Origin of the sequence: Klebsiella sp. A52 (genome assembly GCF_018388785.1) — a bacterium.
Lineage (GTDB): Bacteria > Pseudomonadota > Gammaproteobacteria > Enterobacterales > Enterobacteriaceae > Klebsiella > Klebsiella aerogenes.
This window is the reverse complement of the sequence record NZ_CP074437.1, coordinates 3,531,890-3,546,374: the sequence shown is the minus strand read 5'-3', so window position 1 is coordinate 3,546,374 and position 14,485 is coordinate 3,531,890. Positions and strand designations below refer to the sequence as shown.

The 14,485-nt window shown below is 55.2% G+C and carries 11 protein-coding genes and 3 pseudogenes; all 14 read right to left on the bottom strand.

What is annotated here, in order from left to right; all coding sequences use genetic code 11:
* Position 1: 1 nt before the first annotated feature.
* Complete coding sequence (gene tssJ / locus KGA69_RS16730; protein ID WP_074165857.1) at positions 2-538, bottom strand: type VI secretion system lipoprotein TssJ; 537 nt, start codon at positions 536-538, stop codon at positions 2-4.
* A pseudogene (locus tag KGA69_RS24365) lies at positions 519-760 on the bottom strand (type VI secretion system baseplate subunit TssG); the annotation flags it as partial. The pseudogene KGA69_RS24365 and the gene tssJ, both read right to left, overlap by 20 nt.
* A 6-nt stretch (positions 761-766) precedes the next feature.
* A complete protein-coding gene (locus KGA69_RS16725; protein ID WP_045397514.1) occupies positions 767-1,336 on the bottom strand; it encodes a DUF3304 domain-containing protein in 570 nt (189 codons plus the stop codon).
* 108 nt (positions 1,337-1,444) lie between these two features.
* Positions 1,445-3,880, bottom strand: coding sequence for a phospholipase effector Tle1 domain-containing protein (locus KGA69_RS16720; RefSeq protein ID WP_213292481.1), 2,436 nt, complete (start codon positions 3,878-3,880; stop codon positions 1,445-1,447).
* Positions 3,853-4,443, bottom strand: coding sequence for a DUF3304 domain-containing protein (locus KGA69_RS16715; protein ID WP_213292480.1), 591 nt, complete (start codon positions 4,441-4,443; stop codon positions 3,853-3,855). Before KGA69_RS16715 ends, KGA69_RS16720 begins: the two co-directional genes overlap by 28 nt.
* A 182-nt stretch (positions 4,444-4,625) precedes the next feature.
* Positions 4,626-4,811 carry a hypothetical protein gene (locus KGA69_RS16710; RefSeq protein WP_015705642.1) on the bottom strand — a complete coding sequence of 62 codons (186 nt, stop codon included), beginning with the start codon at positions 4,809-4,811 and terminating at the stop codon, positions 4,626-4,628.
* Positions 4,812-4,830: 19 nt separating this feature from the next.
* Positions 4,831-5,127: pseudogene (locus KGA69_RS16705) on the bottom strand (type VI secretion system baseplate subunit TssF); the annotation flags it as partial.
* A gap of 54 nt (positions 5,128-5,181) precedes the next feature.
* Positions 5,182-6,756, bottom strand: a complete 1,575-nt coding sequence (gene tssA / locus KGA69_RS16700) for a type VI secretion system protein TssA (protein WP_045398046.1) — start codon at positions 6,754-6,756, stop codon at positions 5,182-5,184.
* 41 nt (positions 6,757-6,797) lie between these two features.
* Positions 6,798-7,073: pseudogene (locus tag KGA69_RS16695) on the bottom strand (contractile injection system protein, VgrG/Pvc8 family); the annotation flags it as partial.
* Between the two features lie 145 nt (positions 7,074-7,218).
* The gene (gene tssH / locus KGA69_RS16690) at positions 7,219-9,849 is read right to left on the bottom strand and encodes a type VI secretion system ATPase TssH (protein WP_063447851.1); all 2,631 of its coding nucleotides are present in this window, start codon (positions 9,847-9,849) and stop codon (positions 7,219-7,221) included.
* Between the two features lie 165 nt (positions 9,850-10,014).
* A complete protein-coding gene (hcp, locus tag KGA69_RS16685; protein ID WP_015366299.1) occupies positions 10,015-10,506 on the bottom strand; it encodes a type VI secretion system effector Hcp in 492 nt (163 codons plus the stop codon).
* A 119-nt stretch (positions 10,507-10,625) separates the two neighbouring features.
* The gene (tssC, locus tag KGA69_RS16680) at positions 10,626-12,161 is read right to left on the bottom strand and encodes a type VI secretion system contractile sheath large subunit (RefSeq protein WP_045398057.1); all 1,536 of its coding nucleotides are present in this window, start codon (positions 12,159-12,161) and stop codon (positions 10,626-10,628) included.
* Positions 12,162-12,203: 42 nt separating this feature from the next.
* Positions 12,204-12,695 carry a type VI secretion system contractile sheath small subunit gene (gene tssB / locus KGA69_RS16675; RefSeq protein WP_015366297.1) on the bottom strand — a complete coding sequence of 164 codons (492 nt, stop codon included), beginning with the start codon at positions 12,693-12,695 and terminating at the stop codon, positions 12,204-12,206.
* A gap of 401 nt (positions 12,696-13,096) precedes the next feature.
* Complete coding sequence (locus tag KGA69_RS16670) at positions 13,097-14,479, bottom strand: carbohydrate porin (protein ID WP_213293145.1); 1,383 nt, start codon at positions 14,477-14,479, stop codon at positions 13,097-13,099.
* Positions 14,480-14,485 lie beyond the last annotated feature (6 nt).

The following is a 14,485-nucleotide window of genomic DNA, read 5'->3' as shown; positions in this document are numbered from 1 at the left end:
TTTAGTTACCTTTTAACGGTTGCAGCGTCAGCCGGTTGTGACCGGCTTCGATAATACGCGGCTTGTCGGGGTCGAGGTCGTCGCGGGTCAACACTAACCGCCAGCTGTCCTTGACCCGATCCGGCGCGATAAACATCCCCGCCACCGCGACGTATTGCGCCGCCGTCTCCAGCGGCATATCCAGCGCCACGGATTCCCCCGGGTGTAGACGGATATCTTTTTGGGCCAGCCAATCGCTTGGTATTGCCCGGCTATCGTCAGCAAATAGCGAGGGATAATCGCTGGCGTCAAACGCTTTGCGCTCTTTGAGTTGGTAAATTCGCACTACGGTTGCCAATGACGCCCCTTGCGCATTGTGGTTCACCCCTTCCCGGGCCCGAATATCCAAATGCAGCGTTTTGATCTGTTTATAAAAAATAGCGTAGGTCACTGAGACGGCTCCATCTTTTACGCTCTGCGTCAGGCCGCAGCCGGTTAAGGCTGCAGTGAGAGTGATGGGCAGCAATGTGGCGCAATTTTTACCAGCGATAGTTGCCATCTTCATCGTTCTCCCTTCGGTGAATATTTTTCGGACGCGCTGATAACGCCCCAGATGAATGGTGATAATGTCAGTAGCAGGGTATTGCGCGTTAAGCGGGCGCAGTACCGCGGTCTGCCCTAACCGCGCCGCGTTTTTGGGTTGGCAAGAGCGTTGCGCAGCCGGTAATAAATGGCGGGCCACATACAGCTGTAGCCGTACATCCAAATGGGCGCCCAGCCAGGGCATTCAGCGTGGAGTCTGCGGTGTCGGACATACGATCTCCTCCTTGATATGTTTGAAAATAACGTTATCTGCTTTTTTATCCTCATCAGGATGAGGAAGTATCGGGTATTTCGGATCTGCGCGACCGTAGCAGGAACGGACTATCCGCACCTTATCGCAGGGGAAAATATGCACATCAAAACCGCACGCCTGCCCCTTCTCCCAGCGTTCAATGGGGACAGTAATCGGCCCATGTTTCTGATAGTGAGTCTCATAATCATCGGGCATCTCACTCGATTTCATCCAGGCATTAGGATCGGAGGTCCAGGTGATTTTTGCCGTCAGTCCCGGGCGCCAGACATCAGGCACCATCACGCAGCAGAATCCGCCACCGCCACCGTAGGGATTCGCCCTGGGCCCTCCGTAGCCATCAACCTGCACCGAAACGATGGCATCAGGTCCGTGGTTTAATACGGCTATATCAGCGCCGCTCATGCCGTCATGACTGTGATCGCGGCAGGCCGTCAATAGACAGAGAAAAACGGCGACCAGTACCGCCAGCCCTGTGGACAAAATACGGGTATGCTTTATCATTGATGTATCCTTACAAAAATAAAATAAAGTAATGAATTATTAAGAGATGACGTAATTTCAGATTTTTATTTTTACGACGCCGTCCATAGTAATATGGTAATTAAAGTGTCAGGGAAGCAGTATTTTAAAAGCCTCGCTTTTTATATCCCGATATATTTTCCCCAGCACGCCCGATACCGTATTCAGATCTTTCATATCCGTTCGCGCCTGCACTAATATATCGCCAACATTAATATCAATAATCGCTTTTACCCGCTGGCCAAATTGTTTCACCGAATCCCACGTATCGTCATCGTTATCGTAAATCGTCCGCGACGCAAAATAACCGTGGGAAAACGAGGAATGCAGCGGATCATGATTATATTTGGCCAGCGTGTCATGCACGTAGTTATCGTAAAAATCCAGCATCGTCGGCGAGCCCATCAGCGCCGCCCGCCGGGCATCGCCGCTTTTCTTGATCTGGATATATTCCGACTCCTGCGCCGCCACCAGCGGACCGCCAAGCTGGTCGGTTTGCGTGGTGGGGATCACATCCAGCAGCACCTGGCCCAGCAGCGCCACGATACCGGTATGGGCAAAGTCATAACCCCACGCCGCGCGGTCCAGCCGATCCTTATCGATAAACGGCACTTCTCGCGGCCCTTCGCTTTCCGCGGGCGCCGTCGCCGACGGCAGCGCGCCGGTCTGCTCATTCAGCGCCTGCTGATAAAAAGGCTTACGCTGATAATACTTATCGGCGTATTGCGGGCTGGCAAAGCGCTCGGTGCGCCAGGCGGTGATCCAGCTCAGCTGGTCCGCCAGCATCACCTCCAGCGCTTTGGCCTTCAGCGGCACATACACCGGATCCGGCAGTTTGCCCAGCGGACCGTTCTCCGGCGGCTTCGCGGCGGCGGCCGCAGCTTTCGCCTTATCGCTATCCGCCTTGTCGTGAGCCGCCTTCAGCGCGGCGACCGGATCCCGGCCCTGAGCCACGGCGATGGCCACCACCTCCGCCTCGTTGACGGCCGGCGTTTCGGTCTTCGCCCCCGCCTGCTGCGCCCCGGCCTGCTGCCAGGCGTTAAACAGGGCGATCGCCTGTTCGGAGATTTTGAAATAATCAGCAACGTAGCCTTGCATTACCCGATATTTTTTGTCCTGAGCCCCACCGGGTAATACTTCTTCAGGTACGCTCAGCGGCGCCCCGGCATCGAAGGCGGCGGCATACATATCATGCAGCACGATCTTTGACAACAGGCTGCGGGCGTCGGTCTGCACCTTGCCGAGCTCCGCAGGCTTACAGTCGCCACCGACATCGGCATGCATCCCGGGGTAGACCACCTCCACCGCTCCCGCCGGGTATTTCCCGTCCGGACCGCGGATAGAGTCCAGCGGCAGGTCGCCGTGCTGCTCGTGGCCGGCGACAAAGTGGTAGCAGCTTTTTAAAAAACCTTTGGTGGTCGGTAGCCGCAGGCTGTTGGCCGCCCAGCCCAGATGACCGGTGGCCGACGGCAGGATATGCGGCACACCAACCGCAGAGACCGAATCCAGCAGTCCCATAAACTCGATACTGATGGGGATGCCCAGCAGCGTGGGTCCCCCCGGAACCACCGTCCCCGCCGGCAGCATATTTGTCGCATCGAGCGGCATTTTAGCGTCATCGAGCAGCGACTCCAGCCCGCGGTCGAAGGCGCGGGCGGTGGCGGCCCCCCGGCAGTAGCCGTAGACGAACAGCTTGATTTTGGCGATGCGCCGCTGCGAGCGCTGCATATACAGCCGCGTCGGCTGCCGCGGCCACTGGTTGACCACGCCCCCCAGATGGTCGTCGCAGAATTTGTCAAGCGCGCTTTTACGGTTGAACTTCTGGGTCAGCCGCGAGAAGGGCCAGACGGTGGCCATCTGAGGCCGAAAGGTATCCAGTTCGCTGTCCTCGATCCTTTCCTTTTTCACCGCATAGCAAATGCTGCTGTAGGTTTTAAGCAGCGCCTGGTTGATACGGTCCTCACCGCCGTTGGCAAACAGCTCGCCGTCCAGCGAGTAGTGCTCTTCGCCAATCTCCGGAAAGCGCGCCCCGCAGCCGGGAAAATAGTAACAAAAGTAACCATCATTCTCCGCCTTATCTAACCAGTTTGCCGCATGGTAGAGTCGGCCGATATTGGTCAGCGGCGGGTTTCGCGAGCCGTAGACTTCATCACCATCTTCTTCGTTACAGCAGGTACCGTCAAAGAACAGGCTGATATGCAGGCTGGCCGGGCAGCCCGGCTCCGTTTTTTTGTCCGAGGGATGATCGGACTCTTTAACATACCCCTCCAGGTACTGCCTGGCGTAGTTGCCTTCGGTCTGCGTTCTGCTCGCTGGCAGGCGGCCGCGCTCGTTGTATTCGGTTTTCTGCTGCGTGGAGTTATCTGCTGGTTTTTCCCCTTTTTTATCATCCGGCCCGGGAAACTTTGGCGGTAAACTGGCCGCTTCTGCGGTGGAGGTTTTAACCGTGACCGGAGTGGCACCGGTCTGGAAGGCCGCAATAAGCGCCTTCAGGGCATTCAGCGTGGAATCTGCGGTGTCGGACATACAACTTCCTCCTTGATATGTTCGATAAGTATTTTGTGTGCCCTTTCCCTCCAGTCAGGTGGAGACTGAGGGACTGGATATTCAGGTTGACCTGGCTGAACCGGCCCCCCCGGGAGCACACAGGAACGCACTATCCGCACCTTATCGCAGGGGAAAATATGCACATGAAAACCGCAGGCCTGACCCTTCTCCCAGCGTTCAATCGGCACGGTAATCGGCCCATGGTGCTGATAGTATTGCGCGTAGTTGTCAGGCATATCGCTTAGCCTCATCCAGGAGTTAGGATCGGAGGTCCAGGTGATTTTTGCCGTCAGCCCCGGCCGCCAGTCGTTGGGCACCATCACACAGCAGAAGCCGCCGCCGCCGCCGTAGGAATTGGCCCTTGGCCCGCCGTAGCCATTCACCTGCACCGAAACGATGGCATCCGGGCCGTGGTTTAACAACGTTATGTCGGCGGCGCTCATGCCGTCGCGACTGTGATCGCGGCAGGCCGTCAGCAGGCAGAGAAAAACGGCGGCCAGCACCGCCAGCCCGCCGGGCAAAATACGGATATGCTTTATCATTGATGTGTCCTTACAAATACAAAGTGATGACTTATTAATAAATGGCGTAATTAAATGCTTGTATTTATGCTAATAGATGAACCTCCATATATAACTGATGATGATATTTGTAGCGGTCAATGAATATTGGCCACGATAAATATTCTCAGCAGTTATTTCATATCCGTTCGTGCGTGTATTAATTATTTCGCCGATATTAAGTTCAATAATTGTTTTACTCGCAGGCCCGGCAGGACGCTATTATCGTAAAAATCCAGCATCTGCGGCGAACCCAGCTGCGCCACGATGCCGGTGTGGGCAAAGTCATAGCCCCACGCCGCGTGGTCCAGCCGATCCTTGTCGATAAACGGTACCTCACGCGGCCCCACGCTCTGCGCAGGCGGCGCAGCAGACGGTATTTTTCGGCCCCAGCGGGCGGGAATATATCTCCAGCCCGGCAGGCACCGTTTCCGCCATCTTCATCGTCGGTAGTTCCGGCGTCAGCGCCACCACCGATAGCCACGGAATGGTGCGCAGATAGTGCGGCCACAGCATGCTAACCAGCCCTTCGGTAAGCTCAGGCAGGTCGTCATCAATCTTTTCCCGCAAGCGCTCCATGGAAAAAGCAACCCCTTCAAACAGACGCTCTACGTAGGGATCCGGCGTACCGGCTTTGTCGAGATCCAGCATCGAAATAGCACAAGGTTAAATCATCGATCGTATGTTATCCGTTACTCGTCCATGACGATCATCAGGCGTTTAAACGCACAGCACCGCCGCGCGGGCGGGGTCAATAGCAATCAGGTCCGCCAGCAAACGGTCCATCTGCGACTGCAGACGAGCTCTTTCCGTTTCGCTGCGTCCGGCCTTACCGCGCAACAGCCGCAGATGACGCGCTCGGACTTCAAACAGTAGTTCCGGTTCCCATTGCGCCAGTGACAGCGTGGCTGCCAGCACGTCCAGTTCCGCCAGCAGATGTTGCGCCAGTTCGTTTTTCCCGCTCTGCTCGGCAATCCGCGCCATCAATAATCGCAGTAACCAGCGGCTTCTGGGGGTGGTGATACCCGGACGATGTTGCAGCCAGGTCAGCGCCGCCTCAGCGCCATCGCTGTCGACCAGAGCCAGCGCCTCCGGCTCTAACTGAAGGATGTTGTCGTCGCCGGAAGCGGTGACGGCGCGGGAAGCGGTGTCGTCCAGCCAGATGGTTGCATTATCCAGCACCTGTTGCTGTATCCAGTTCAGCGTCACCTCATCGGCAAACGGCGTACCATCGTTAAACGCCAACCCTTCCAGGCCGATCAAACGTGCCAGCAGTCCTTGCAGATCATGCTGAATAATAGCGGCCTGCGCGTCGCGCCCGGATTTCAACAGCGCCTGGTGAACATACCACTGCAGATCCAGCCACAGATGGTTTGCGCCGCGGGAAAACATCTCGCTGGCCTGCTCGAGTAATTCCATCCAGCTCTGTTGGAGATACAGCCTTTTCAGCAGCGCCCGCTGGTCCGGTTTTGGCGGATCAATACGAGTTCTGCCGTCCGCCAGTAACGGCGGCAACTGATGCAGCGTATCATGGCGAATGCTCTTTATCAGGTGGTGGGCAGAGAGCCAGCCATCCGGCTGGTCGCTGAGATACTTTGCCAGCACCCGCGCCTGCGTCAGCAGCTCCTGACCAGAGGTGATACCGCTGAGCACTGGCGCGCTGCCCCCCACCGCCGCTAGCGGCGCATCGCTGATATTCTGCGGGACCACAGCTTCTGGCCCGCCGGATTTCATTAACCGGGTTTCGAGGGCGGCGCACAACGCGCCGGGGACCGCCCCTTCTTGCGTCTGCTCCATGATCAGCAACGCGCCGGTGATACGTAGCGCATCGCTGTTGCATACCTCCGGGTATAACGACAGGCTGTCGAGCATGCGCTGGCTCGCCAGCCAGTCAAGGGCAGCTCTCCTGCTGCGATCCCGCTGCGGGTGTAGACTCACGCCAAAACGCTGCATTAATCCAGCCAGTAATTCCAGCCCATCAGCCAGACCCGCTTCGCCATCGCGGTGCAGGCGGGCCCAGGCGTAGTATGAGGCGACGCGGATATCCTGGGTGACGGTGGTCAGCAGCTTTTCCGCAAGCTGACAAATCAGATCGGTATTGGCGCCGGATAGCTTATTCACTTCTTCGCGCATCAACTGGAAATCATCGTCATAGCCGGGATCATCGCCCGTTGGTTGCTCGGTCGTGACCGGCTGCAGCCAGTTTTCCCACAGCAGCAAACGCTGCTGGGTCTGTGCGGCCAGCGCTTCCGGCGCTACCTGGCTCGCACTAATCAATGTAAGAACTGATGCCATTAATAAAGATCCTCCCTGCGCTGTTCACTCTCCGCCTCGCAGCCCCATACGGACTCCGCCCCGCTGTCGCTCATTCCCGACGGGCTGTTGACGGGGAGTGTCTTACCAAATATCAACGTGCGCTGCGCATCGGCGAAATTCACCACTTCGCTCTGCGCCTCTTCCTGCAGGGTGAAATAATAGAATATGCCGACTTCAGCCAGCAGGCGCTGAATAAACGCCAGGTCGCTCTCGCGATACTGGTTTATCTGTTCGCGTTTTGGGTAGCTTTGCTTGAGATTAAATTCATATTCCCAACCATGCAGGTTATGCTCCTGCGGTTGTGTTGCGCTCACGGCCCAACGAACTCATCCAGGTCATATTTTTTCTCCATAAGACCGCAATGCCCTGCAGATAGTGTTCTGCTTGCCCATCGCCCGCGCCATCCTGTACCGGGATGGGGTTGACGCTAAGAAATTCTCATCAGGAGTGGCTAAATTCCATGACCACGTCGCCTTCTTCATCGACATCCAGAGAAAGGCTCTGCGGCTTCAACCCTGCCGCCAGATGGCTCAACAGTTGCTGACTCAGCACCGGTAGAATTTGTTGATTAAGCAGGCTGTCAATGTTACGTGCGCCGGTATCCGGCAACAGGCAGGCGTCCGTCAACGCGTCGTACAAGCCTTCGGCAATATCGGTTGTCATACCGTAGTGACGATACAAACGCTGGCTAACCTGGTTGAGTTTCATGTTGACAATTTTGCGCATCGCCAGCTGGCTGAGCGGACGGTAAATAATGGTCTGGAAACGCGCGAGCAGCGCTGGTTGAAAATGTTCTCGCAGCACCGGGCGCAACAGGTCATGTAAATCGGATTCTGTCGCTTCCGGCCGCTCCTCCAGCCTCTGCATCAGCCGATCGCTGCCGAGGTTTGAGGTCATCAGGATCACCGTATTGCGAAAGTCGATTTCGCGTCCCTCGCCATCGCGCATAAAGCCACGGTCGAACACCTGGTAGAACACATTCATCACATCACGATGCGCTTTTTCCACTTCATCAAGCAGTACCACGCTGTACGGGCGTTTGCGTACCGCTTCGGTGAGAATCCCCCCTTGACCGTAGCCGACATAACCGGGAGGCGAACCTTTCAGTTGGGACACCGTATGCGGCTCCTGATATTCGGAAAGGTTGATGGTAATCAGCGATCTCTCACCACCGAACAGCTCATCAGCCAGCGCCAGCGCGGTTTCCGTTTTTCCAGTGCCGCTCGGACCGACAAGCAGAAATACGCCCTGCGGGCCGTTATCCGGTGCAAGCCCGGTTTTGGTCGCCCGCAGTCTCTTGGCAATGGCGTTTAGCGCCATATCCTGCCCCACCACTCGTTTATCCAAATGAGATTCGAGACTCAGCAGTTCCGTCTGCTCGTCCTTCAGCAATGAAGAGAGCGGTACCCCGGTCCAGTCGGCAATCACCGTTGCTACGGTACGTAAATCGACATCCAGCCCCAACAACGGATGGTTATTCTGGACGCTGGCAAGTTGGCTCTGTAATGCGCCGATCTCCTTGCGGCGGGAAGGATCGGCTCGGCAGCTCAGCAGTTGCTCGGTCAGCTTCAGTTCCAGGCCGTACTGCGTTTCCAGATCACCAAGCTGTAAAATAATACGCGATTCTTCCAGCTCAATTGCCGCCAGCCGCGCTTCGTCGCTACCGCTACCGACCATGGCATCTTCAAGCAACGCCTGTTTTTCCATTTCCAGCGCCGTGATTTGCGCTTTCATACGCGTCAACAATTCCGGCACCGTATCGATTCCCATGCGAATGCGGGCCGATGCGGTATCCAGTAGGTCCACCGCTTTATCTGGCAACTGGCGGCCGGTGAGATAGCGTCGGGAAAGTGTCACGGCAGCGCGAATGGCTTCATCGGTGATATGTACCCCGTGATGCTGAGCATAGCGAGATTTTAGCCCGCGTAGCATCAGACAGGCGGTGTCATCGTCCGGTTCGTCGACTTTGACCATCTGGAAGCGGCGCTCCAGCGCGGCATCACGCTCGAAGTACTGCTTATACTCACTCCAGGTCGTGGCGGCGATAGTTCGCAGTTCGCCGCGCGCCAGGGCCGGTTTGAGCAAATTAGCGGCATCCGCGCCACCGGCCTGGTTGCCTGCGCCGATGATAGTATGAGCTTCATCGATAAACAGCAGCACCGGAACAGGCGACTGCTGTACCGCTTCGATAATGTTCTTAAGCCGCTGTTCGAATTCCCCTTTAACGCCTGCGCCGGCCTGCAGTAAGCCGAGATCCAACGTACGCAATGAAACCGGCTTCAGACTGTCCGGCACGTTGCCCTCCGCGATACGCAACGCCAGCCCTTCGACCAGCGCAGTTTTGCCGACTCCGGGTTCGCCAACCAGGATTGGGTTGTTTTTTCGCCTGCGCGACAGGATATCCACCATTTGACGAATTTCGTTATCGCGACCAAAGACCGGGTCGATTTTGCCTTCGCGGGCGCGAGCAGTGATATCAAGGGTAAATTTGTCCAGCGCGTTCTGTAACGCAGGGGTCATCTCAGCGGACTTCACGGCCGATTCCACGGGGCGGCCGACAAACTCCACATCGCCAACGTGGCCTGGTTCATCTGGCTGTAATTCCGGGCGCTCATCAGACTGCATATCTAATAGTGGTCGCAGGTGTTCAAGCTGCGCTTGTCCCAACGTTAACAGCGGCCACAGACTGTCACAGCGCACCCGCGTTGGGTTGCTGACTAACGCCATCAGTAGATGAACACTGCGTAGAGAGGTCTCGCCCGCCAGTGAAGCCCTTAACCACGCCTCCTGCATCAGGCTCTGGATGCTGCCGGACAGCTGCGGCCGGCTGTGTACCGAGCGCGGAAGCGTTTCCAGAAAAGAGAGCAGATCCTGCCAGATAGCGTCCATATCCCACTCATAACGCCGCGCTAATACGGTCAGGTCTCCCTCGCCCTGCTCCAATAGTTTTAGCAGCCAGTGTTCGGGAAGGATTTGCGCATGCGCGCGGGCCTGGCACAACGAAGCGGCGCCTTCCAGGGCGCGGGCGCAATAAGGGTTTAAACGGCGTAACAGAATGGCTGGGTTTTCCATGAGGCTCTCTCTTTGTCGATTCCGGACACGCTACCGCCCATCGCCGTTTCCCGTGATGCAGGAGACCAAAGCGCACAAGGTCGGGCAGGCTGATTATTTTTGCTAAAAGCCAACGGTCACTGGCGCTTAGCAAAAAAGCAGACGGCGAACCGCCTGCTTCGGGCGTCAGGCTGTCGTTCGTTCATTCCATGAATCGGAATGAATGATGTTGCCGTCTTTATAGGTCCAGGTGATTTTTTCGTAGCGCAGTTCAATCTGCTCAAGATGGCTGTGCTTCTCGTAGGCTGGGTTCTTGATGTCGTGCATCAGCGGATTGACCTTCACCACTTTCACGTTTTCCAGTTTGGTGTTGAAGTATTCCACTTCCTGACCAGCATCATTGATTTTGTACCACTTGAATTCGGCAGACTTCAGCGTCTGGCCGGTAGTCACCGCCTTGTAGAGATAGGGGCTTGAGGAGTCGATTTCCTTGGTAAACAGAAACGGCGTGTGGATACGCGTGCCGGTTAGCTTTCCGGTGTTGTTGTCGGTCGGGATGTACAGGTTATGCTCCTGCGCCACTACTTCGATGCTGCCTTCACGATCTTTCACATCTACGGAACCTTTAATGTCCGCCCCGCCGTCGTCTTTCAACCATAAATAGACTGGTATTGCCATGTTAATTACTCCATTTCATTTTTTAACACGCCATCATCCTGAGATGGCGCGGGTGTGTTGTCTGTCGCCAGACAGGCTGTAGCCTGTCGAGCCAGACGACTTGGATAGTGACAGGCGTGTTACCCTTTCGCCTTCGGCATCTGGCTAACCAGAGACAAATTGACGTCCATGCCTTCCACCTGGAAGTGCGGCACCGCGAACAGCTTGACGCGGAAGAAGCCAGGGTTATCCTCGATATCTTCCACTACCACTTTCGCATCACGCAGCGGATGTGAGGCCTGCAGCTCGTCGCCCGGATCGGTCATTTCCGTAACCAGGCCACGAACCCAGGTATTGAGCTCCAGCTCAAGCAGGCGGCGATCTTTGGTGGTGCCGATGTTCTCGCGTTGGATCAGTTTCAGGTAGTGGGCGATGCGCGATAGCAGGAAGATGTACGGCAGGCGGGCGTTGATACGGCTATTGGCTGTCGCATCCGCGGTGTCGTACAGCGCGGGTTTCTGAGTTGAGTTAGCTGAGAAGAAGCAGGCATAGTCACGGTTCTTATAATAAGACAGCGGAATAAAGCCCAGATTGGCGAATTCGAACTCACGGGTTTCCGGGATCATCACCTCGGAAGGGATTTTCACCTGATTTCCTGTGCCGAGATCATAGAGGTGGATGGGAAGATCTTTCACCGCGCCGCCCGCCTGCGGGCCACGGATTTGCACGCACCAGCCGTTTTGAATAAAGCTGCGTACCATGTTCGAGGCGAAGGCGAATGACGCGCTGGTCCACAGATACTTTTCGTGATCCGGCCCCTTTACCTGCTCAATGTAGTTAAAGCTGCGCACCGGAACCGTGTCCGGCCCATACGGCAGACGGCCCAATACCCGCGGCATGACCAGGCCGATATAGCGCGAGTCATCGGTATCGCGGAACGATTTCCATTTAATGTACTCAGCGCGATCGAAATAGTTGCCGATATCTTTAATTGCCGCGACTTCTTCCATTGAATCCTTGAGGAAAAATTTCGGCCCTACGGCGCCGATAAATGGCATATGCGCCGCAGCGGAGACTTTCGAAATATTACGCAACAGCGCCATGTCCTGCGGGCTGGCGTCAAACTCGTACGCCGATATTACCGATCCTATCGGCTCGCCGCCGGGGGTGTCGTATTCGGCGGTGTAAGTATGCCAGTACAGGCCGCTCTGTATCACCTCTGGCGCATCTTCAAAATCCTGACGTAAATCGTCTTTGGACACATCGAGGATTTCGGTTTTCACGTTCTGGCGATAGTCGGTGTTATCTACCAGTTGCTTCAGGCCGCGCCACAGAGATTCCACCTTCTGGAACTCCGGGTGATGCATAACAGCATCAAGTTGACGGCTTATACGAAAATCCAGGTCCGCGATGTGGTGGTCAATAAGCGTTTTATCGAGTTTCTCCACCTGCTGGCCGGATTGACGAATGCAGTCCATAAAAACCTGCATCGCCGCGGTCAGGCGTTCCCCCGCCGTGGCCTCTGATAGCGCCGTGTCGTCCAGAAAGACATTAATATCGCCAAGGCTTGATGCCGGGCTCAGATTGATTTTTTCAAACAGAGAAGCGTAAACGCTTTCTTTGTTCATTACGGCAGTTTGCCCCTGTGCGGGGTTCGTTTCAGTATTTACAGACATCAGCATATTCCCGGTTAATCCATTAAAAGAGATGACCGCCGTTTACTTCCCGGCAAGGGCACTCATTTCGGCGCGTAATTCGCTGGACAGAGCTGGATCTTTAAGGATTCTCTCAAGCTCTTTTCTGAAAGTAGCGTTATCAAGCAGGTTTGATTTGAGATCGCGTAATAAATTACGCATCGCCAGCATGGCGCGGAGTTGAGGGATTTGCCGGGCAACCTGTTCGGGCTCAAAGTCTTTTATATCGGAAAAACGCAGTTTAACATTGTCTTCTGAGTTATCCCCAGCCAGCGTATTCTCAACGGTGAGATTGATCTCTGGGTTAAATTCAGAAAGCACACTATTAAAATTATTCTTATTGATATCTATTTTCTGGCGCTCGGCCAATGGTCGATGCTCTTTTCCATTACTGAAATCACCAACGGTGAGCAATTTAAGCGGTAGTTCAACCTTCTTCTGCGCCCCCCCGGTATGTAAGGATAATTTTAAATTAATACGTGCCTTCGGCACCTCATTCTGGAATGAATCAGCCATAGCGGTCCCTTTTCCTTAAGGAATGATTGTGGAGTAAATTTCGTTTTATTCACAACGTTATGTTTAAAGAAATCAGGGCAATATATCAACCAGCAGATACGAAGATCCAGAGATAACAAGTCATTTAATTGGCATAGATCAATATCGCCGGCAAGCAATCATTTCAACCAATAACTTATGCAATCTCAACACGATAACCAATATATAATTCACTCAATCACAGATGGAAACTATTTAAATGTGATAAATTCAACTTTCAGCGTCGAAATAAACTCATTCCTTTTAATAAATGAATTATTAAAAGGAACTATTAATAGAGACGTTAATAAAATAGCATTCTGGGTGTCAAAAACTACCAGACTGGCGTAGGCCAGTCTGGTATTCCCGTAAAAAACATTCTCTCAGAACCAGGCCTCAAACATACCGCCGATGTTCAGCGAATCCAGCCGCTCGTCGCTGGTGTCGTTGACCTTCGCGGTGTGCTCGTTATCCACCTGGCCGCCGGTAACATAGAAGCGCAGCATCGGGCGGAACTCCGGCCCCATGCCGATGGCGATGTTCTGCGACAGCGTCAGCTTCCAGCCGTGGTTATCCCCGCCCTGGTCGTAGTCAACGCGCTGGTAGCCCGCTTCCAGCCAGGTCGAGTGCACGTCGTTCCAGAAGTACATCGGCCGGACGATCGCACCGTAGTTTTTACGGTTATCGGTATTGTCCTTGCCGTTGTCGTAATCGTGGAAGGCCAGCAGATACTCGATCTGCGCCTGCTGAGTGAATTTATGGCTGCCCTCGAAGCTGGCATAGACCGTGGTCAGGTCGTCGGTCTTGTTATAGACGCTGTTATCCGAGTTGTCGGAGTAACGCAGAATAACTTTGTTCACCCCGCTGTCGTTGCTATGGCTCAGCACCAGCCCGCCCTGCCAGGCATCGAGGCGCGCGTCGCTGTCCACCGCTTTTGAGTCAAAGCCGTAGTTGGCATATACCTCGACGTCGATCGGCCCGGCCTTGATGTTGTGGGTTTTAGTGGTCAGCGCGTAGTGGCCGTTATCGCCGGTATCGGAGCTGCCGGTACAGGTGATCCGCGACGGGTTGGTCTCGTCGGCCATCACTTCCGGGCTACAGGATTTCACCTGCGACACTGTCGCCACGTCGAACTGCACGCCGCCGATATCGAAATTCTTCACCCCGGCGCCCTGGCCGTCGTGGTTCATCCAGAAGTAGTCGTTGATCCCCTGTTGCGGGCGCTGGTGGAAGTCGCGGCCGGCCCAGATATAGGCGTTGGGGTTAGATTCGAGGACGTTGGTGACGCCGACGTAGGCTTTTTTCAGGTTAACCTCGTCGCTCCAGTGGTCAAACATGACGTTGAGATCCCAGATAGCCCCCTGCGCGCTTTTGAACGCTTTGCTGATCTGGAATTCCCCACCGTTGCTTTCGTTACCGAGACGACCGATCGCTGAGGCGCCGTTATAGGAGCCGTCGACGCCGACATATTTCTGGTCGCCGGTCTGGAAGTGGGCGCCATAGCGGGCGTAACCGCTAAATTTCAGGCCGAAAGGGATCGCCAGATCCGGCGAAGCCGCGGTGGTTTGCGGGTTGGTTATAACATCGACCTTCTTATTAGCCGCGGCGTCGATTTTGGCCTGGCGGTCGGCCAGCGCTTTATCGACAGCTTTCGCGACGATGGCGTCGATCTGCTCCTGGGTAAATTCTTGGGCTGTTACAGAGGTAAGCGGAGAAAACACGGCGATGACCGCCATAGTTAATGGAAGCTTTCTTATCATTGTCATCATTAT

Bases quoted from the DNA above. Each gene is read 5' to 3' on its own strand.
- tssJ (WP_074165857.1), bottom strand. From the start codon at position 538: ATGGCAACTATCGCTGGTAAAAATTGCGCCACATTGCTGCCCATCACT.
- KGA69_RS16725 (WP_045397514.1), bottom strand. From the start codon at position 1,336: ATGATAAAGCATACCCGTATTTTGTCCACAGGGCTGGCGGTACTGGTC.
- KGA69_RS16720 (WP_213292481.1), bottom strand. From the start codon at position 3,880: ATGTCCGACACCGCAGATTCCACGCTGAATGCCCTGAAGGCGCTTATT.
- KGA69_RS16715 (WP_213292480.1), bottom strand. From the start codon at position 4,443: ATGATAAAGCATATCCGTATTTTGCCCGGCGGGCTGGCGGTGCTGGCC.
- tssA (WP_045398046.1), bottom strand. From the start codon at position 6,756: ATGGCATCAGTTCTTACATTGATTAGTGCGAGCCAGGTAGCGCCGGAA.
- tssH (WP_063447851.1), bottom strand. From the start codon at position 9,849: ATGGAAAACCCAGCCATTCTGTTACGCCGTTTAAACCCTTATTGCGCC.
- hcp (WP_015366299.1), bottom strand. From the start codon at position 10,506: ATGGCAATACCAGTCTATTTATGGTTGAAAGACGACGGCGGGGCGGAC.
- tssC (WP_045398057.1), bottom strand. From the start codon at position 12,161: ATGTCTGTAAATACTGAAACGAACCCCGCACAGGGGCAAACTGCCGTA.
- tssB (WP_015366297.1), bottom strand. From the start codon at position 12,695: ATGGCTGATTCATTCCAGAATGAGGTGCCGAAGGCACGTATTAATTTA.
- KGA69_RS16670 (WP_213293145.1), bottom strand. From the start codon at position 14,479: ATGACAATGATAAGAAAGCTTCCATTAACTATGGCGGTCATCGCCGTG.